This window comes from Corynebacterium sp. ZY180755, assembly GCF_054331495.1.
In genome coordinates, this window is the sequence record NZ_CM135811.1 from 1,678,941 (window position 1) to 1,698,707 (window position 19,767).

The 19,767-nt window shown below is 56.9% G+C and carries 20 protein-coding genes; 3 read left to right on the forward strand and 17 right to left on the reverse strand.

Annotated elements, in window-relative coordinates; translation table 11 throughout:
* Positions 1–273 precede the first annotated feature (273 nt).
* A complete protein-coding gene (locus ACXM2N_RS07690) occupies positions 274–2,664 on the forward strand; it encodes a glycogen/starch/alpha-glucan phosphorylase (RefSeq protein ID WP_458487477.1) in 2,391 nt (796 codons plus the stop codon).
* Between the two features lie 228 nt (positions 2,665–2,892).
* Here the strand turns inward: ACXM2N_RS07690 and ACXM2N_RS07695 are convergent, their stop codons facing one another.
* From ACXM2N_RS07695 to ACXM2N_RS07745, 11 genes are all read right to left on the reverse strand, one after another.
* Positions 2,893–3,129, reverse strand: a complete 237-nt coding sequence (locus tag ACXM2N_RS07695; protein WP_458487479.1) for a hypothetical protein — start codon at positions 3,127–3,129, stop codon at positions 2,893–2,895.
* A 129-nt stretch (positions 3,130–3,258) separates the two neighbouring features.
* Entirely contained in the window at positions 3,259–4,683 is a 1,425-nt protein-coding gene (gene pyk / locus ACXM2N_RS07700) for a pyruvate kinase (protein WP_458487481.1), read from the reverse strand.
* Positions 4,684–4,857: 174 nt separating this feature from the next.
* Positions 4,858–5,799, reverse strand: coding sequence for a prolipoprotein diacylglyceryl transferase (gene lgt, locus ACXM2N_RS07705; RefSeq protein WP_458487483.1), 942 nt, complete (start codon positions 5,797–5,799; stop codon positions 4,858–4,860).
* Between the two features lie 28 nt (positions 5,800–5,827).
* Positions 5,828–6,637 carry an indole-3-glycerol phosphate synthase TrpC gene (trpC, locus tag ACXM2N_RS07710; protein WP_458487485.1) on the reverse strand — a complete coding sequence of 270 codons (810 nt, stop codon included), beginning with the start codon at positions 6,635–6,637 and terminating at the stop codon, positions 5,828–5,830.
* Positions 6,638–6,720: 83 nt separating this feature from the next.
* Positions 6,721–7,359, reverse strand: coding sequence for a TIGR02234 family membrane protein (locus ACXM2N_RS07715; RefSeq protein ID WP_458487487.1), 639 nt, complete (start codon positions 7,357–7,359; stop codon positions 6,721–6,723).
* A gap of 23 nt (positions 7,360–7,382) precedes the next feature.
* Positions 7,383–7,742 carry a phosphoribosyl-AMP cyclohydrolase gene (gene hisI / locus ACXM2N_RS07720; RefSeq protein ID WP_458487489.1) on the reverse strand — a complete coding sequence of 120 codons (360 nt, stop codon included), beginning with the start codon at positions 7,740–7,742 and terminating at the stop codon, positions 7,383–7,385.
* Entirely contained in the window at positions 7,739–8,518 is a 780-nt protein-coding gene (gene hisF / locus ACXM2N_RS07725; protein ID WP_458487491.1) for an imidazole glycerol phosphate synthase subunit HisF, read from the reverse strand. The genes hisI and hisF overlap by 4 nt, the downstream gene beginning before the upstream one ends.
* Positions 8,519–8,531: 13 nt before the next feature.
* Positions 8,532–9,314 carry an inositol monophosphatase family protein gene (locus ACXM2N_RS07730; RefSeq protein ID WP_458487492.1) on the reverse strand — a complete coding sequence of 261 codons (783 nt, stop codon included), beginning with the start codon at positions 9,312–9,314 and terminating at the stop codon, positions 8,532–8,534.
* On the reverse strand, positions 9,311–10,039 hold the full coding sequence (gene priA, locus ACXM2N_RS07735) for a bifunctional 1-(5-phosphoribosyl)-5-((5-phosphoribosylamino)methylideneamino)imidazole-4-carboxamide isomerase/phosphoribosylanthranilate isomerase PriA (protein WP_458487494.1): 729 nt from the start codon (positions 10,037–10,039) through the stop codon (positions 9,311–9,313). The genes ACXM2N_RS07730 and priA overlap by 4 nt, the downstream gene beginning before the upstream one ends.
* Positions 10,040–10,069: 30 nt before the next feature.
* The gene (gene hisH / locus ACXM2N_RS07740) at positions 10,070–10,702 is read right to left on the reverse strand and encodes an imidazole glycerol phosphate synthase subunit HisH (RefSeq protein ID WP_458487496.1); all 633 of its coding nucleotides are present in this window, start codon (positions 10,700–10,702) and stop codon (positions 10,070–10,072) included.
* 54 nt (positions 10,703–10,756) lie between these two features.
* Positions 10,757–12,268 (reverse strand): MFS transporter, encoded by a 1,512-nt coding sequence (locus tag ACXM2N_RS07745; protein WP_458487498.1) that lies wholly within the window; start codon positions 12,266–12,268, stop codon positions 10,757–10,759.
* A 314-nt stretch (positions 12,269–12,582) separates the two neighbouring features.
* Between ACXM2N_RS07745 and ACXM2N_RS07750 the strand changes: the two genes are divergently transcribed.
* Positions 12,583–13,698 (forward strand): HNH endonuclease signature motif containing protein, encoded by a 1,116-nt coding sequence (locus ACXM2N_RS07750; protein ID WP_458487500.1) that lies wholly within the window; start codon positions 12,583–12,585, stop codon positions 13,696–13,698.
* Between the two features lie 72 nt (positions 13,699–13,770).
* On the opposite strand, the gene ACXM2N_RS07755 is transcribed toward ACXM2N_RS07750, so the two are convergent.
* Genes ACXM2N_RS07755 through hisD form a run of 4 tightly spaced genes read right to left on the reverse strand, consistent with a single transcriptional unit; the run spans position 13,771 to position 17,062 of the window.
* Positions 13,771–13,983 carry a hypothetical protein gene (locus tag ACXM2N_RS07755; protein WP_458487502.1) on the reverse strand — a complete coding sequence of 71 codons (213 nt, stop codon included), beginning with the start codon at positions 13,981–13,983 and terminating at the stop codon, positions 13,771–13,773.
* A gap of 3 nt (positions 13,984–13,986) precedes the next feature.
* Positions 13,987–14,595, reverse strand: a complete 609-nt coding sequence (gene hisB / locus ACXM2N_RS07760) for an imidazoleglycerol-phosphate dehydratase HisB (RefSeq protein WP_458487504.1) — start codon at positions 14,593–14,595, stop codon at positions 13,987–13,989.
* Between the two features lie 13 nt (positions 14,596–14,608).
* On the reverse strand, positions 14,609–15,712 hold the full coding sequence (locus tag ACXM2N_RS07765) for a histidinol-phosphate transaminase (protein WP_458487506.1): 1,104 nt from the start codon (positions 15,710–15,712) through the stop codon (positions 14,609–14,611).
* 27 nt (positions 15,713–15,739) lie between these two features.
* A complete protein-coding gene (gene hisD, locus ACXM2N_RS07770; protein WP_458487508.1) occupies positions 15,740–17,062 on the reverse strand; it encodes a histidinol dehydrogenase in 1,323 nt (440 codons plus the stop codon).
* A 216-nt stretch (positions 17,063–17,278) separates the two neighbouring features.
* Between hisD and ACXM2N_RS07775 the strand changes: the two genes are divergently transcribed.
* Positions 17,279–18,232 (forward strand): YbjN domain-containing protein, encoded by a 954-nt coding sequence (locus ACXM2N_RS07775; protein ID WP_458487510.1) that lies wholly within the window; start codon positions 17,279–17,281, stop codon positions 18,230–18,232.
* On the opposite strand, the gene ACXM2N_RS07780 is transcribed toward ACXM2N_RS07775, so the two are convergent.
* A complete protein-coding gene (locus tag ACXM2N_RS07780) occupies positions 18,225–18,806 on the reverse strand; it encodes a hypothetical protein (RefSeq protein WP_458487512.1) in 582 nt (193 codons plus the stop codon). The two genes, ACXM2N_RS07775 and ACXM2N_RS07780, sit on opposite strands and share 8 nt — an antisense overlap.
* 106 nt (positions 18,807–18,912) lie before the next feature.
* Complete coding sequence (locus tag ACXM2N_RS07785) at positions 18,913–19,602, reverse strand: Rv0361 family membrane protein (RefSeq protein ID WP_458487514.1); 690 nt, start codon at positions 19,600–19,602, stop codon at positions 18,913–18,915.
* Positions 19,603–19,767 lie beyond the last annotated feature (165 nt).

Genomic DNA, 19,767 nt, shown 5'->3' on the forward strand with positions numbered 1-19,767 from the left:
GGTCGAGTATAGGAACTTGCACCTGTTAAGTGCCAACTGTCCACTTTCAGCCCGTCGATTGAACGCATCACCCCAAAGCGTGACGTAAAAAACGATTGCGGACAGAATCCCAACGTGAACAGGCGCAATTGGCTTTACAACCACAGGATTTGGGCTTTTGGGTGCCGGTAAAGGTGTTTTCCCTGTGTAATTACTATCAAGTGCCAGTATGCTGGGCAGGTACGAAATTAACCTCGCAATTACTTCACCGAACGTCAGGAGACACTTTCACCGATGAGTAATTCCTCTAACCTCCCAGCGCTCGGCGTTACTGTAGGCGGTCACGTTCGTGCCGCCGCTGGTTCCGCCCCAGAGAGCGCTACTGATCGTAAATTCTGGTTCGGCCTTTCCTCTGCAGTTATGGAACAGCTGGCTGACAATTGGGAAAAGACCACCAAGGCATACAATGCCACCCGTCAGCAGCATTACTTCTCCGCCGAGTTTCTGATGGGCCGCGCCCTGTTGAACAACCTCACCAACCTAAACTTGGTGTCTGAGGCTGAAGACGCCGTGCGCGCCAATGGCAATGAGCTTGCCGACGTCCTCGAGGCCGAAAACGATGCGGCGCTCGGCAACGGCGGCCTCGGCCGCCTCGCGGCCTGCTTCCTCGACTCCGCTGTCACCCATGACTACCCAGTCACCGGCTACGGCCTCCTGTACCGTTATGGCCTGTTCCGCCAGTCTTTCGACAACGGATTCCAGTCCGAGTCCCCTGACGCATGGAAGGAGGACGGCTACCCATTCACCGTTCGCCGCGAGCAGGAGCAGCGCATCGTCCGCTTTGACGACATGGTTGTGCGCGCTATTCCTTATGACATGCCGATCACCGGTTACGGCACCGGCAACGTAGGCACCCTACGCCTGTGGAAGGCGGAACCACTGGAAGAGTTCGACTACGAGGCATTCAACTCCCAGCGCTTTACCGACGCCATTATTGAGCGCGAACGCGTCATGGATATTTGCCGCGTTCTGTACCCGAACGACACTACTTACGCTGGCAAGGTTTTGCGTGTTCGCCAGCAGTACTTCTTCGTCTCCGCCTCTTTGCAGGGCATGATCGATAACTACATCGCCCACCATGGCAAGGATCTAACGGACTTCCACAAGTACAACTGCATCCAGCTCAATGACACTCACCCTGTTCTGGCTATCCCAGAGCTGATGCGTCTGCTGCTCGACGAGCACGGCATGGGTTGGGATGACGCTTGGAACATCGTGTCCAAGACCTTCGCCTACACGAACCACACCGTCTTGGCTGAAGCGCTTGAACAGTGGCAGTGCTCGATTTTCCAGCAGCTGTTCGGTCGCGTCTTCGAGATCGTGGTGGAAATCGACCGCCGCTTCCGCGAAGAGATGCGCGAAAAGGGTCTGGATGAAAACCGCATCAACTACATGGCGCCAGTCCAGGACGGCACCGTACGCATGGCATGGATCGCCTGCTACGCTGCCTACTCCATCAACGGCGTTGCAGCGCTGCACACTGAGATCATCAAGGCTGACACGCTCTCCGAGTGGCACGAACTGTGGCCTGAGAAGTTCAACAACAAGACCAACGGCGTGACCCCACGTCGCTGGCTAAAGATGTGCAATCCGCGCCTGTCCGATCTTCTCACCGAACTCTCCGGTGACGACGAGTGGGTAACCAACCTGGATAAGCTCAAGGAGCTGCGCACTTATGCTGATGACGACACAGTGATGCAGAAGCTGCTGGACATCAAGGATGCCAACAAGGCTGACTTTGCAACGTGGATCAAGGACCGCCAGGGCCTAGAGGTCGACCCAGAGTCCATCTACGACGTCCAGATCAAGCGACTGCACGAGTACAAACGCCAGCTGATGAACGCGCTCTACATCCTGGACCTGTACTTCCGCATTAAGGAAGACGGCTACACCGACGTTCCAAAGCGCACCTTCATCTTCGGCGCCAAGGCAGCACCAGGCTATGTCCGTGCGAAGGCCATCATTAAGCTGATCAACGCTATTGGAGACCTGGTCAACAATGACCCAGAGGTATCCAAGTACATCACCGTAGTCTTCGTGGAGAACTACAACGTCTCCCCTGCCGAGCGCATCATTCCAGCAGCAGACGTCTCTGAGCAGATCTCCACCGCAGGCAAGGAGGCTTCTGGTACCTCCAATATGAAGTTCATGATGAACGGCGCCCTCACCCTGGGCACCCTAGACGGTGCGAACGTTGAGATCTTGGACTCTGTTGGTGATGAAAACGCCTACATCTTCGGTGCGAAGAACGAGGAGCTCCCAGAGCTCAAGGCGCACTACAACCCAACTCAGACCATGGAGTCCACCCCGGGCCTCAAGCGCGTTATGGACGCCTTGGTTAACGGCACTGTGGATGACAATAACACCGGTCTGTTCCATGACCTCCGCTCCTCCCTTCTGGACGGCGGCGGTTGGGAAACCCCAGATGTCTACTATGTCTTGGGAGATTTCGCGGCATACCGCGAAGCCCGCGATAAGATGGCCGAGGACTTCTATGCCGATCGCCTGCACTGGGCACGCATGTGCTGGGTCAACATCTGCGAGTCCGGTCGCTTCTCCTCTGACCGCACCATTGGCGACTACGCCCGTGAGGTTTGGAAGTTGGAAGCCACCAAGGTTGACTAGCCTCTAGCCACTAAAAAGGCGCTGATCCCCCTGGGAATCAGCGCCTTTTTTACTACCAGCCTGTGGGCCACGCAGCCCGCTTTACTGCTGACTTGTCTCAATCACCGAGACTAAGCAGACCAGTGGGATCGTGGGAACGAGAAAACAGCTCTCACCTCAAATAGGAGCACACCCAGACTTAGGCCTTCAGGCAGCTGGAACGTACTTGCACGACAGCTCGCAGGCAAGCTAAGCCATTGGCGCTGGTGGCAGAAGTTCTCCATCAAGGAGCGCCACCGTCTCATTAATGCACGGGGCTAGTACCCACAGTTCGAGCAGCAGCGCATGAGTGAAGTTCCAGTTTTCTGGGGACCGCGGAAAGCTAATGGCCGGTGCACACTGACGAGCAAGCGAGTCCATGGGAGGAATCAGCCTGCAGGCCTGGGTAACAGCCGCAATGCTTGGCTGAAGATCATCGCGGTGCACACTACCAGCAATCTGGTAGTGCTAAGGATGAGGGCTCGCCGCAGCGTTTTCTTAACACTTCCAGCTCCCAGGGACGCAAAAACCCTAGGCACCGTTCAATGTGCCTAGGGTTTTGGTGTGGTTACCCGACTACTTCGGCTGAGAAGTATCCTCACCAAGCAGGTGGACATGGATCATGTTGGTGTTGCCGGAAACACCTGGAGGGGTACCAGCAACGATAACTACCATGTCATCGCGGTGGTAGCCATCGGCGTCGAGGAGGTACTCATCAATCTGGACGTTAATCTCATCCGTGTTGTGCACCTGATCCACCAGGAAGGTCTCACAACCCCAAGTCAGGGCCAACTGGGAGCGGACTTCCTGGTTCGGGGTGAATGCCAGAAGTGGAAGATAGGAGTGCAGGCGGGCGAGGCGCTTAGCAGTGTCACCAGAAGTGGTGTACGCCACTAGTGCCTTGGCGTTGAGACGCTCAGCAATGTCGCGCGCGGAGTACGAAATCACGCCACGCTTGGTGCGTGGGATGTGGGCTAGGTCTGGTACCTCGCCGTCGGTCTCGGCGTAGGACACGATGCGGCTCATGGTTCGCACAACGTTGTGAGGATCTACGCCCACGGAGGTCTCACCGGAGAGCATGACAGCGTCAGCTCCGTCGAGCACAGCGTTGGCCACGTCGGAAGCCTCCGCGCGGGTTGGGCGAGAATTCTCAATCATGGAGTCCAACATCTGGGTTGCCACGATTACTGGCTTTGCATTCTCACGTGCGATCTGGATTGCGCGCTTCTGAACCAGTGGGACTTGCTCCAGTGGCAGCTCCACGCCTAGGTCACCACGAGCGACCATGATGCCGTCGAATGCCAACACGATGGACTCTAGTGCGTCCACTGCCTCTGGCTTCTCTAGCTTTGCAATGACAGGAACGCGACGGCCTTCCTCATCCATGATGGCTCGCACAAGTTCAACGTCCTGTGGGGAGCGCACGAAGGACAGCGCGATGAAATCGACGCCCAAGTTGAGGGCGAAGCGGAGGTCACGAATATCCTTCTCACTCAGCGCTGGGACGGAGATGTCCATGCCCGGCAGGGACACACCCTTGTTGTTGGAGACTGGGCCGCCTTCAACAACCTCACATACAACGTCATTGCCGTCAACCTCTACGCAGATGAGGGCTACCTTGCCGTCATCGACCAAGAGGCGGTCACCCGGCTTGGCGTCCTTTGCCAAGTTCTTGTAGGTGGTAGATACGCGGTCGTGGGTACCTTCGATATCGTCAACAGTGATGCGGACGGTCTCGCCGTTCTCCCACACCGTTGCGCCGTCAATAAAGCGCCCCAGGCGAATCTTTGGCCCCTGCAAGTCCGCCAGAATGCCTACGGCTTTGCCCGTGCGATCGGTAGCTTCACGAACCCAACGGTAGTTCTGCTCATGGTCTGCGTGATCACCGTGAGACATGTTGAGGCGAGCAACGTTCATGCCGTCCATGACCAAGCGCTGGATGGCGTCTTGGCTAGCCACAGCTGGGCCAAGAGTACAAACAATCTTTGTGCGACGATTCATGGCTTCCACCCTAACCGCATTAGACGCATCCTGCTACTCCAACGTGCCCGAAAACACCGTCTGCAAACGATGGCAGCACCAACGATAACCACATAAAGCGACATAAACAGACAAAAACGGGCATGATTCAACAATCTGAATCACAACCCGTTTTCCCACGCGTTTTTGGTCACACTATTCTTGACGACGATTTCCTAGACCGTTTGAGGCTACCTGCTCCTGCGTCTCAAGGCCCTCAGACTCGTTGGTCGCCCGTGCTCCGCCACGCACCTGCGTGGCGTCTTCGCGCCCCTTTGGGAGCGCGAAGAAGGTAATGACAGCAGCAATGAACACGACCACCGCGACGATGGCGTTGATACGGAAGCCAAAGACCATCGTGGCCTCGTCGGTACGCATGTTCTCAATAAAGAAACGACCCAAGGTGTAACCCGCCACGTACAAAGCGAACACGCGTCCATGTCCCAAGCGCAGCTTCTTGTCCACGAGGATGATGATCGCAAAAATGGCAACGTTCCACACCAGCTCATAGAGGAAGGTCGGGTGAACCACATCCAAGACCTCTCCAGTGGATACACCGTTTACTGGGGAGAGACGGCCATCCTCGTTAACGCGGCGGTAGATCTCCAACCCCCACGGGACGGTGGTGGTCTCACCATAGAGCTCCTGGTTAAAGTAGTTGCCCAGGCGTCCGATACCCTGGGCTAGGATCACACCCGGCGCCATAGCGTCCGCGAACGGCGCAAATGGGATCTTCTTAAACTTCAGGTACGCATACACCGCCAGTGTGCCCAAGACCACCGCGCCCCAGATGCCCAGACCACCATTGGTGATCTTCAGCGCGTCTACCGGATTGCAGTCCTCGCAGAAATACTTCTGGTTGTCCGTGATTACGTGGTAAATGCGGCCGCCAATGATGCCGGCTGGCACCGCGATAATGGCTGCGTCCAGCACTACCTCGTTATCGCCTCCGCGGGCCTGGTAGCGCTTAGATCCAACCCAGATCGCGGCGAGGATACCGGCAATAATGCACAACGCATAGGCGCGGATAGGGATAGGGCCAAGGTGCCACACGCCCTGCGGCGGCGACGGAATGTAAGCCAAGGTAGAGACAGTCATGCACTACAGACTAGCCCACGCAGGCGACCTAATCACGTGATGGGCACGACGGGTGCTGCCCTGCTGCCACCAGTGCGCGGGTTGACAGACGCGGAGAGGCCGCGGTTACCAGCGATTCCCCCACCACCACGGCGTCTGCGCCCACGGACGCGTAGTTGATCAAATCGCGCCCGGAGCGCACGCCGGACAACGCCACCTTAATGATTTCCGAAGGTAGCCCAGGAGCAATCTGGCCAAAGATCTCACGGTCGAGTTCCATCGTGTCGAAGTCACGCGCATTCACACCAATGATGCGCGCACCAGCCTTCACCGCCAACGTAGCCTCCTCCGGTGTGCGCACCTCAACCAAGGCCGCCATTCCCAGCGATTCCACACGGTCAATGAGCGCACTCAGACGGTCGTAGCCCAAGATGGCCACGCGCAGTGGCAACATGTCTGCGCCAAAGCAGCGAGCTTCATGGATTTGGTAGGGATCTACAATGAAGTCAGAACACATCACCGGTACCGAGACGGAATGCTTTACCTCATCCATCTCTTCCAGCGAACCCCGAAAGTTGCGGTGGTCTGAGTGACAGGCCACAATGTCCGCACCGCCCGCCTCGAACTCGCGAGCCAAGTACTGCGGGGAGGAAATATCAGCAATCGCGCGACCGTCAGTATCCGCACGCTTGAGTTCAGCTACTACGGAACAGCCCGGTTTGAGCAGAGCCGCCATAGCATCACGCGGCGGATCACACTGTCGCGAGCGGGCCTTGATGTCTTGAAAAGGCACAATGGCTTCGCGCGCAGCGACGTCCTCCTTGACGCCGGCGACGAGTGTGTCGAAAACTGAAGCCATGTGCAGACAATCCCAATTGCTAGTGCGAATGTTAGCTTGTGCTTAAGGCTAGTCAACCCGACGCACGATGCGAAAACCGCGAGCTAACCCTGCTGCCTATCCGTGGGGTCAATATCAGCATCAATCGCGTCCCAGAGTACACGGCCAGAATCCGGCTCATGGTCCAGATCTTCAATGATGGTGGCCTCGCGCTCCTGCTTACGCTGGTATTTGGTTTTTACTTCCGGGTCTTTGCCAGGGTTCTTAGCCACAATCACCGCGCCGAACAGGGCTAGCGCACACCCCAGCAGCGCAACTACACCCGCGGGGATCTGAATGCTCATCTCCGTTATCTGTGCCCACGAAGATAGCAGAGCTCCCTCAGATTGCTTGGAAGATGCGTTGTCAGAACTTAAAAGACTGAGCGCGCGAGCTGCATCTGGCTCGGAGGTCATGAGCTTCAGCGGCGCCCACTCTCCCCAAGCGGCCACAATGGCGGCCAAAATTGCTACGATCCTGCGACCAAGGCGCTTGAGAACAAGGCATGCCAGGCACGACACAGCCAACACCAGTGCAACAGCAGTTGTCTCGTTAGACCACAGAGCACCCACCACGTCCACGGCCTTCTCACCAGACTTATCATCAAAGGCGGTGACCTTCAGCCACGCCATGCGAGAGGATGCCCACACCATGAGCGCACCCGCGCCCACCATGAGGCTGCCAACTACGTGTGGTTTCGCCATAATCTGCTGCTCGCTTTCGTTGCTTAAAGTAATACGTCTGCGTCAAAGCAGGTGCGGTCACCGGTATGACAGGCGCCGCCTTCTTGGATCACGGTAACTAAAACGGTGTCACCATCGCAGTCCAGTGCCACACCCGTGACCTGTTGGGTGTGCCCAGAAGTAAGGCCCTTGATCCAATACTCGCTCCGAGAACGAGAGTAATAGGTGCCGCGCTTTTCAGCCAACGTGTACGCCAGTGCGTGGGAGTCCATCCACGCCATCATAAGGACCTCGCCGTGCTCGCTCTGAACCACAGCGGGTACAAGTCCAGCGTCATTAAACTTGACGCGGGCTTCAATGTCAGGGTCGAGATTGTAGGTTGATGGATCGTTCTTCTCGCTCATGACAGGCGCACTTCCTGTCCTGCATCCGCCATGGCCTTTTTCACTTCAGCTATGGACACCTCCCCAAAGTGGAAGATTGATGCCGCAAGCACAGCGTTAGCACCAGCCTCAACAGCTGGTGGGAAATGGTCAGCCTGCCCGGCACCGCCGGAGGCGATTACTGGAATGGACACGGCCTCGCGCACTTTTTCGATGAGTTCGATGTCGAAGCCCGCCTTGGTACCGTCACCGTCCATGGAGTTCAAAAGGATTTCTCCTACTCCTAGCTCCTCGCCCTTCTTTGCCCACTCGATGGCATCAATGCCGGCTGATTTAGTACCGCCGTGTGTGGTGACCTCAAAGCCGGAAGGCTGCGGTTGGCCGCCTTCTGGTACGCGACGCGCATCCACCGAAAGAACAATGCACTGCGCACCGAAGCGCTGGGACAGCTCACGTAGCAGCTCCGGGCGTGCGATGGCTGAGGTATTGACGCTTACCTTGTCCGCGCCTGCGCGCAAAAGCTGGTCCACATCCTCCTCGCTACGCACGCCACCGCCCACGGTCAACGGGATGAATACTTGCTCAGCCGTACGGCGCACGACCTCCAACATGGTGCCGCGGCCATCCTTGGACGCGGAGACGTCCAGGAACGTCAGCTCATCGGCGCCCTCGGCGTCGTAACGCGCCGCCAATTCCACTGGGTCACCGGCGTCACGTAAGCCGAGGAAGTTGACTCCCTTGACCACTCGGCCTTGATCAACGTCTAGGCAGGGGATAACACGAATAGCTACAGGCATTTTTCTTCCTTTTCTAGACGCCCATCTTTTTCAAGGTTTCCACGGTATTACGGATAGTGGTGTGCGATACCGGCGCCCCCACTACTACTCCACCGGAATCAATGGCCCAGTCGTTGCCGTTGAGATCAGTTACCGTAGCTCCTGCGGCTCGGCACAAAACTACGCCCGCAGCGTTGTCCCATAGGTATGGGCTGAAGCTGATTGCACCACCAAAAATTCCAGCAGCAGTGTACGCAAGATCCACACCCACAGATCCCGTGATACGCGGGCGCAGGTTTGTCTTCGTCAGCTCATTGAGCAGGCCCTGCCTGATCCTAGAGGAACCAGGTGCAGACACGGATGAGAATCCAACGTGCGAGGCAACGCGCGGGCGCTCCTTCACCGGTGGCTGCGCCTTACCGTTGACAAACAGCGGCGAACCCTTGAAGGCACCAAAACGCTGGCGAGTCACCGGCACGGACGTCAAACCTATGACAGGTTCACCATCCAGAATCAGCGACATCAGAATGGAACTCATTGGGTTACCAGCGGCAAAGTTGGTGGTGCCGTCAATAGGATCCACGATCCAGTACATGCGCCCCTTATCGCCACCGTACTCCTCCCCGATCACAGGGATATCTGTGACGGTGAGCAGCGCTTCACGGAAGAAACGCTCAATCTCCAGATCTACCGCGGTAGCGAAGTCACGCTGGGACTTCATATGCGCAGGATCAGCACCTAAGCCTTCGAGAAACATGGCTTCTGCGGTGTCCATCACCGCCTCGGCCATGTTGTAGAGTTCGCGCAGATCACTCATAGTGCAGCGAGCGCCTCAGTCAGGGTGAAGCGACCTTCGTACAGGGCCTTACCAATAATCACGGAGTCAATGCCCTCGTCCTGGTACTTGGCCACCTCGATCACATCCTCCAGCGTAGATATACCACCAGACGCCGTCACCGCCGCATCTGTAGCCGCGGAGACGTCGCGCAGCAGCTCAATGTTAGGGCCCGCCAGTGTGCCGTCCTTGGATACATCCGTAACCACGAAACGCTTGCACCCCTGGGAATCAAGGCGCTCCAGTACTTCCCAGAGATCTCCGCCATCGGATACCCATCCATTGCCGCGAGTGCGCCACTCACCATCGATTTCCTTGACCGCAATATCCACCGCGATCTGGTCACCATATTGGGCTAGGACCTTGCCAATCCACTCTGGATTCTCCAGTGCAGCAGTACCAATGTTGACGCGCTTCGCGCCCGTAGCCAACGCACGCTCAAGAGAAGCATCATCGCGAATACCACCGGTAAGCTCAACATTGATGTCTAGCTTCTTGGTGATCTCCGCCATCACCTCATGGTTAGAGCCACGACCAAAAGCAGCGTCTAAGTCTACGAAGTGCAGCCACGTGGCGCCCTGCTCCTGCCACTGCAGCGCGGCCTCCAGCGGGGAGCCGTAGGACTTCTCCGTGCCAGCCTCGCCCTTATCTAGGCGGACGGCTTGTCCGTCAACAACATCTACTGCGGGAAGAAGAGTGAAAGTCATAGTTTCCTACCTTATACACTTTTGTGGTTGTTAAAGCTGCTTCAACCAGTTTTCCAACAAGTGCAGGCCTGCATCACCAGACTTCTCAGGGTGGAACTGGGTAGCCCACAGTGCACCGTTTTCCACGGCTGCAACGAAACGGTCGTTTTCATGCTGCGCCCACGTCACGGCCGGCGGGGTGGTCAGCCCGTCTGGCTCGAATTCCCACTGACGAACGGCGTAGGAGTGGACGAAGTAGAAACGAGTATCACTATCGAGGCCAGCAAACATCTCGCTTTCCGCTGGGGAATCCACGGTGTTCCAGCCCATGTGTGGCAAGACGTTGGTCTGCAGCTTCTCCACAACACCAGGCCACTGACCACAACCCTGGGTATCAATGCCGTGTTCTACGCCTCGCTCGAACATGATTTGCTGCCCCACGCAAATGCCCATAACTGGCCGCGATCCCGCGAGCCGCTGCCCGATCATTCGATCCCCCATGACCTTCTTCAGGCCGCGCATGCAGGCATCGTATGCGCCCACGCCCGGCACCAACATGCCATCCGCGTTGGTACAAATCTCGGGGTCGTTAGTCACAGTCACCTCCGCACCCACGCGCTCCAAAGCGCGGTGGGCAGAGCGGAGATTACCGGAGCCATAGTCAAGCAGCGCTACTGTCTTCATGAGGAATAATCCTAGCGCCGTTACATAAAATAATGAACGCGCTACCCCTATCCTCTATCGTTCGTGCTGCTTCTTGGTCACGCGTTCGTAGACTTCCGCAAGCAGACCAATGATGAGAAGCGCCGCGCCTCCGATGAAAGCACCCACGAAGCCAAAGCTCGTGGCCACCACACCCAGCACCATGGAACCGATACCGGTACCCGAATCGATCGACGCATTCCAGATCGTGGATGCGCTGGCAACCTTGTCACGTGGCACGCGCAGGAACATCTCCAGCATAGAGTCGTTCTGAATCATGCCGAATCCTGCGCCAAACAGGATCGCGCCCGTCACTAGGGCGATAACCACAGGAAGGCTCAGACCACCAACAGTAATGGCGGCAACGAATAGAGCCATGCCCACCATGGCCGATACCACTCCGGGGATCATGAACACACCAATGCGGCCCAACTTGTCAGAGATCTGCCCAATCACGAAGCGCACCAGCATCTGAGCACCACCGACGATCGACAGCATCACACCCGCCAGTGTCGCGCCCAGCGCCGCGTCGGCCTCGCGGACCGACGCCGGCAGGAAGCTCGACACCGCACCGTAAGCCATGGCACCGGAGCACAGCACGAGCGCTGGGATTACTGTGACAACGAGGCCGTCGGGACGCGGTCTACGGTAGATACGTTTAACCACACGGCCTGGACGGATCTGCTGAGCTTTCTGCGCAGTCTTTAGTGGCGCACGTACTACCCCGCGGGCCACCTTCTTGGCTGTCGCAACCGGGTGCAGCGCTGAGTCCTTCGCCTTGGCCGACAGACGTGCGCCCTTGATACGCGCTACCTGCTTGGGCGTAAGCTCCTTACCGGTAGCGACATCCACGTGCACACGAACCTCATCCTGCGGGTTCATCTCCACGTCCTCGTCCAACGCCGTTGGCTTGGGATCAGGACAAAACAACGCCATTACGCAGCCAACCACAGCCAGCACCGCGCACAGCACGTAGGCGCCCGCAAAACCCATGGATGAATCTGTGATCGCCAATCCAGCTGGCAGCAAAACCATCTGCGCAGCACCAGTGCCCAGCCCAATCATTCCTGATACTCGGCCCAGTGTGCCCTCCGGCGCCAACTGTCCAGCAAGCGCATACTGCGCCACACAGATAGCCCCGAAACCGACGCCACGAATTGCCGAAATGACCAGCGTGCTCGTGGGATCTGTTAACCAGATATGCCCAAGCGCCGGAACTCCCAACAGTAAGGACGCTGCGAAGATGGTCACCCGGTAGCCCACCGCGCGCACCACCGTCGCCGTTGAAATTTGCGACAGCACACACGCCGCCATGAACACCGCCGTGGCGGTACCCGCCAATGACTGCGAGCCGCCAGCGGCGATAACCCCCAGCGGCACCACCGGCAGCAGGACCGCGTACGTGCCAATGCCCAGCGCGGCACCAATCATTAACGCCTTCATACCGGGGACGTCAAAGATGCTGATTTTCTCACGGTCCACCGGAGGCTTGAAGTCTTCCTCCGTTGCCGTACCCAGCCCCGTTGTCTTGGCCGCGTTGTGTTCCATGAAATCACCAACCCTTCATCATCGTCGCTCACATATGAAAGCCAGCCGCCAGAAAGTGGCCAGACCAACCAACGTAACAGCTCACAGGCAATATTTCAGCCAGCACTAGCCAAAGGTGAGGAACGCTACAAAACCGCGTACAATTCAGGCTTCTCACGCGTGGGTGGACAGCGTACACCCACGCGTGGGTCCAATGGCTGACTTCTGCGCTGAAAGCCCGAATCTGTGGATAAGTTTCGCTCCCAGTTTGGGTTATCCACAGGGTTTTTAAGCCCTAGTTTTCTTCACGCATTTTTGTGTTTAGCGTTGGTGCCATGACCGATGAACACGCAGCACTCAAGGATTACCTCACCGCCATGGGAAGCGGTGCCATCCTGCTGCGCTCATTCCACGGCCGCAAACACTGGCACTTCGACACCATCGCCCCACGCGACGCAAAAGAGTTGATTGGTACCGCCTCTTGGTTGTATGGCAAGACTCGGTACACGATGCAGCAACGCAAGACACGGGAAGCCGCCATTGCCCACGGGTTCTCCCTGTCCGTACTCACCATGATCCGCCGGCACGTAGAAAAACTTTCTTCTGAACGCGAACAATGGGTACTCTGGCGCGAACTCACCAACAAGAAACGCCCTGCCGCGGTGATCAACACACTCGCCCTGAAGCGGGTGAAAGAACTCACACAAACGCCCGCTAAGAGAACAACAGCGATGCGCACCGTCCGTGGTGCAGACGGCATGGGCACCCTCTATTTCACCGCACCACAAGCACAACTCGCCGACATCAACCGTTCACTGGATAAAGCTGTTGCCAGCATCATGGAACACGACTCCGACAAAACGAAGAATCAGGCCCGTGGTGAAGCCTTCGCCGAACTCCTCCGTGGCGACGCCAATGTGCCCCAGGGTGGTTACACACCACTGGTGGTTGTTCCCGTAGAAGAACACGCCAAGATCATCCGCGGCGAGGGTGACGGCATCAAGGTGGTGTGTTCTGATGGCACCGTCCTATCGGATAAAGAATACCTAGAACGCCTACTTATGGACTATGGGCTGGTTGCTCTGGTGGATGAAGAAGAAGGCACACTGAATATGTTCCGCACACAGCGGTTTGCCAACCAGAAACAACGGTTTGCGGCGTTCGCGGAAAACCCCACCTGTGTCGCACCAGGCTGCACGGTAGCGTTCGATGACTGCCAGTTGCACCACGTAGTGGCATGGAAAAACGGAGGCGACACCAACATCACCAACCTGGTGCCGCTGTGTGCCTACCACAATGGGATCAATGATGATGACTGGTGGAACACAATCCACGGCCATATTGAAAAACGTGGGCCGTTTGCCTACTGGGTATCCGCTTACGGGTTACCGGATCGAAGAAACCAACACCCGCTCGCCATGCTCGGTGGCTGCAGAAAAATCTTCGGATAAAGCCCACCAAAAACACACAACAGCCGTAACACCACAAGGTGCTACGGCTACAGGCACGCGCCTAGTAGGCTTCTAGCCCACTAGGCCAACGATCCATGCAACGCCGGCCATGAGCGCGATGGCAGTCAGCGCACCCAGGATGATCACGCCAATGGTGCTGCCGTTCTTGTACATAGACCAGGTACCACCGGCGAAAAGGCCAGCGAAGATGAAGATCAAGTACACCAGCCAGAAGCCAGAGGTGTCAGTGGCCTTGTCTTGGGCGAGGATGAGTGCTTCGGTCATGGCTTACAGGGCTCCCTTGGTAGATGGGATGCCGGTGAGCTTGTCGTCTGCTGACACTGCCTCACGGATGGCACGAGCCACGGCCTTGTATTCGGCCTCAGTGATGTGGTGCGGATCGCGGCCATAGCGGCAGTTCACGTGCAACGTGGTGCGAGAGTTGTACGCCAAAGTTTCAAAGAAGTGCTCATTGATCACGGTGGCGTAATGTCCGCCAATTACGGATGTAACCATGTGGTCAGGCTCGCCATTCATGACAAAGTATGGGCGACCAGAGAAATCGATGACTGCCTCCACGAGGGTCTCGTCCATAGGCAGAAGGAATGACCCGAAGCGCTTGATGCCCTTCTTGTCTCCCACTGCCTGCAGCAGAGCCTGACCCATCACAATCGCGGTGTCCTCCACCGTGTGGTGTGCGTCAATCTGGATGTCACCCTTGGCGTGCACCTTTAGATCAAACGCGCCATGGACGCCAAACGCTGTAAGCATGTGGTCAAAGAATGGTAGACCAGTGTTAATGTCTACCTGGCCGGTGCCGTCCAAGTTGATCTCAACGGTGATGTCTGACTCGCTGGTAGTGCGGGTTACTCTGCCAATGCGATCTGTGTTGCTCACGTACATTCCCTACTTACACAATGCTAGTTTCTGCCAGCTTAGCGGCCGCAGCCACGAAAGCGTCATTTTCATCTGGTAGGCCAATGGTGACACGGAGGTAGCCCGGCACACCCACATCACGAATCAGCACTCCCTCGTCCAAGAACTTCTGCCACGTCACCGCCTGATCGGCGAACTTGCCAAAGAATAGGAAGTTCGACTCAGAATCCACCACGTAGTAGCCCAGTTTCTCCAGCTGTGCTTGGACGCGCTTGCGCTCAGCGATGAGTGTGTCCACGGTGGCTAGGGTGTCGTGGGAGTGCTGCAGCGCAACGATCGCGGCGGTCTGGGACAGGACGGACAAGTGATACGGCAGGCGAACGAGCATGACCGCTTCGATGAAAGCAGGATCCGCCACGAAGTAACCAAGACGGCCACCGGCAAAGTCGAACGCCTTGCTCATGGTGCGAGAGACCACCAACTTGGTTGGGTAATCTGCAAGCAGTTCCACAGCAGATGGGGACTCGGAGAACTCCGCGTAAGCCTCGTCTACGATCACGATGCCTGGCGCGGCCTCAATAAGGCGCTTGATGTTTTCGAGTGGGGTGACATCGCCAGTCGGGTTGTTGGGGGTAGTCACAAAGATGACGTCTGGGGTGTGCTCGTCAATCGCGGCTAGTGCTGCATCCATGTCGATGCGAAAGTCTTCACCGCGCGGGCAGTTAATGAACTCAGTCTGGGTCCCCTTAGACAGGATTGGGTGCATCGAGTAGGAAGGCTGGAAGCCCAGCACCTTGCGCCCAGGCCCGCCAAAGGCCTGCAACAGCTGCTGAAGGACTTCGTTAGAGCCATTAGCTGCCCAGAGATTGTCCTTGGTCAGTTGCACGCCAGTTTGCTTGGTCATGTACTTGGCCAGTGCCTCGCGCAGTTCTACGCAGTCGCGCTCTGGGTATCGATTGAGGTTGAGCGCCTCCTGTGCCACGCGGTGTGCGAGTTCTTCCACCAGTGCGTTTGATGGTGGGTAGGGGTTTTCGTTGGTGTTCAGGCGTACGGCTACGTCAAGTTGTGGCGCGCCGTAGGCGTGTTCACCGCGCAGTTCGTCGCGCAGCGGGAGGTCATTTAGTGAGATATTGCTCATTGGGGTTCTTTGTTCGTTTCCTTGCAGCTAGGCGCCTGCACCGAGGTCTTCAAAGCGGGCACGGATGGCTTCACCGTGGGCTGGGAGGTCTTCTGCATCAGCGAGTGCTATGACGGTGCCGGAGATCTCCTTGAGTGCCGCCTCGTCGTAGTTGATGAGGTTAACGGCACGCAGGAAGGTGTGGGTGGACAGTCCAGAAGAGTAGCGGGCGGAGCCGGAGGTTGGCAGCACGTGGTTGGATCCTGCGGAGTAGTCACCCAGTGGGACTGGGGAGAAACCGCCCACGAAGATGGCGCCGGCGTGGCGGATGCGCTCGGCGACAGCCGGTGCGTTCTCGGTGTGGATCTCAAGGTGCTCGGCTGCGTAAGCGTCAGCGACCTTGATGGCTACCTCTAGGTCGTCGACAAGCACAATGCCGGACTGTTGTCCGGTGAGTGCCTGGGCCACACGGTCAGCGTTACGGGTCACGGCGTACCGCGCCTCCACTTCGCGATTGACGGCCGTAGCAAGTTCTTCCGAATCGGTGATGAGCACGGATGCTGCCATAACATCGTGCTCCGCCTGAGAGATCAGGTCATAGGCAACCCAGACTGGATCCGCGGTGTTATCAGCGAGGATTGCGATTTCAGTAGGCCCCGCCTCAGAGTCGATGCCCACCACGGAGCGCACTAGGCGCTTGGCGGCGGTGACGTAAATGTTGCCTGGGCCAGTGATCATATCAACCGGCTCTAGGCCCGCCTCATCATCACCGTAGGCCATGAGAGCAATTGCTTGGCCTCCACCCACGGCCCAAACCTCGTCTACTCCCAGCAGGTAACATGCAGCAAGGATGGTTGGGTGCGGCCAACCGCCAAAGTTTTTCTGCGGTGGCGACGCCACCACGAGCGTATCCACGCCCGCTTCCTGCGCCGGAACCACGTTCATGATCACGCTGGACGGATATACGGCATTACCGCCTGGCACGTACAGGCCCACGCGCTCCACCGGCAGGAACTTTTCGGTGACTGTGCCACCCGCGGTGAGTTCGGTGGTGTGGGTCTTCGGTAGCTGATCCGCATGAACCTTACGCACGCGGCTAATCGACTCCTCCAAGGCCGCACGAACCTCAGGATCCAGGCCGTCTACGGCCTCCTTGATCACATCAGCCGGCACCTTGATGGAATCAGGCGTGCAGCCGTCAAACTTGGAACCATAGTCCAAGGCTGCTGATGCGCCATGGATACGAATGGTCTCCACCAGCGGAGCAACTACAGGCAGCACGGAGTCAATATCCGTGCCACCGCGTGGCAACTTCCGGCGCAGCTCACTCGTGGTGGCATCATGCCCGCGGAGGTCAATCACATTTAACATAAAATTCCCACATCCTGGCTTAAAAATTTCGTCTGAACTCAGGCCGAATTACAGCACCCAAACAGTATAGAGCCCCAATCGCACCTGCGATAGCCAAACGCGGATGTTTATGAGGCACATGGAATTAAATGCACCCTTGGTTTCACTGAGTGCGAAACCACGTAGGATGATTGAGGTACCAGCAGCACAGGCAGGAAAGGACGGCGCTAGGTAAACGTGGGCAAGGATTACCCAGACTTTGAGAACACCACCCCGCTGGCTGTCGACCACAACCTGCTTGTGACATGCTTAGGCGAGCTGGACTACGCGTTCAGGGTCACGAACTCTAAGCAGGGTGACCGCATCGAGCTTACCTTCGCAACGTACGACACACTCGTGTCCTTCCAGGACGGCTTCTCCCGAAACTTAACGGTGGAGTCTACTATGGCTGGATCCACGGACTTGTCTCGAATTAACGAGCTGGCGGAGAAAGTTTCCGAATGGAACAACGGTTACGTCCGCCCCGGCGCGTACCTCAACTTCAACGGTGACGGCGCCATCCGTTTGAACTTCTTCTGTGCTTTGTCAGTAGATCGCGGCGCCACACAGAAGCAGATTGGCGATTTTCTGTCTGACTCCTTTGGTAGCACCGCAAGAGCTTCGGCGTTCTTCGGGGAATCGTTCCCCGAGCTGCAACGACCGAAAAAGGCAGAAACCATTAACTTTGATGACAATGAAATGGTGATCACCAAGCAGGCGCCAGAAAAACTCACGCTAGAGCGGATTCGGGCAGGCTTAGCCGAACTAGGCATCAACGAGCCAGATCAGATCGGTGACGGATTCGTGCTCAACCTCAACAACGTTCGTTTTAGTTTCGCGGTTGAGTCTGGACAGAGCTTGGAAGTAGCGGGCTACTGGGATACAGACCTAGATCCTGCCACCATGTTCATGCGCACATTCTTAGTGTGCAATGAATTCAACGAAAAACACCAAGAATCAAAAGCGGTGTGTCGAACTATCGCTGATGACATCCTGCAGGTGTACGTCACCCACGATGCCAACTGTGCACCGGGCATTAACGACGAGCAGATCATTCACAATTTGTCCCTTGGCATCCATCGTGTGCTCACCGCAATAGAGCACATAAGCCAGGAACTGACGGGCACCTCAGTTGTACGGTGGCCTAGCTAGTGGCCACGGAGGTGTCTTCTTCCCTTTCGGTGTCGTTGCCTGAGCCTGTATGCATGTCTTCCGCGTCCGAACCGACCACTATGCAGCACCAGTAAACCAAGACTGCCCAAAAAGGCGCCACCGCATGGGCCACAATCCCCGGCGTGAAAGCAGGCACATAAGAGACGGATTCGCCATCTGCGAGTGAGCCTGTCTCGCTGACATCGTTCACAAGGCGCGAAACCCACTCACCGGCGTAGATGAACAGCTGCGCACCCAAAAATACCCAGAGCCCAACCCATAGCAGCATCCACAGGCTACGCGTATGCGGCGCGCGTACGTACGCCATCACAGCCACAGCGCACCCAATGACAAAGCTCGCGATGACAAAAAGGCCGTAAGCGGTGAACTCAACGTTTGCCTCCGTGCCCAACTCGATCTGAGTCCCCTGTTCAACCACCGTCGCGGTGTAGGCAGGGCGCAACAGGGCCCATATAATGCCTGCGCCTAGGAATGAAAGCAGCGATGCCAGCACGACACCTGCGTACGACCCCACTGTGGGGCTGAAACGAGGCAGGGTGACAGATCGCGCCATGAGCTTGGGTCTCCTTATTCCGTTGTCACGAGGTTGAGCAATACACAAAGACAACCAAAAGGCTACCGCGATGGGCGGTAGCCTAAAAGTTTGTCCAATCTAAAGACTAGTCACAGAATGTCCAGCGGTCGCCTTCACGCAAGAAGCGCTGCACACCAGTCTCAGATACGCCATTGTGGCTGGTGGTCACGCTTGCTGAAGCCTGATCACCATTGACCACGATGTTATCGACCGAATCGATGGATGCCTTAGCATTCTGGAACTCTGGGAAGTCAGCCAAGTTGATGTCTGGGATCTGGTTGATATCCAGGTCCTGTGCATTTGCCATCGCTCGGGAGCAGGCATGGTTTGGAATGTAGCCCATGAAACCACGGAGTGTTGTTTCATCGTTAATGCCGTTGATCAACGCGGTAATTGCCTCCGCGTCTTCAGGAGACGCGGCTTGACCACCCTCAATTGGTGTCTGCACGAAAGTCTCCATTGGTAGCTGCTCGGCCTGCGCCGCAATGTCTGATTCAGCATCCTGTGCGCCTGCTTCCGGCTGCTCCTGCGCTGGCTCCTCAACAGGCGCAGGTGCAGGTGCAGCAGTAGGTTCTTCGGTTTCCACCGTGGTGGAGCTGGTTGACGTTACAGAAGACGATGCCACCGTGGAAGAAGACGAGGCGGAGCTAGTAACAGTTTCTGCAGTAGAGTTACCTTCCTCCTCAGAGCCGCAAGCTGCAAGAGCAAGCACAGAAGCGGATACAACTGCAACTGCAGCCTTCCTGTAGTCAGCGCGACGGCGGGTCAGGCTCATGATGGGAATTCTCCTCAGGTTTTCTTTCATTCTCAACGTGTTCAAGACAGCTATTGTCTTTCGAGCTCTGTCGAAGACAGAGCTCGTAACGAGCTCAATTCTTACACACTTTAATTGTGAAGTTAATGCACTAGTTATAGCACTATCCTGTGAATTATCTGAAAG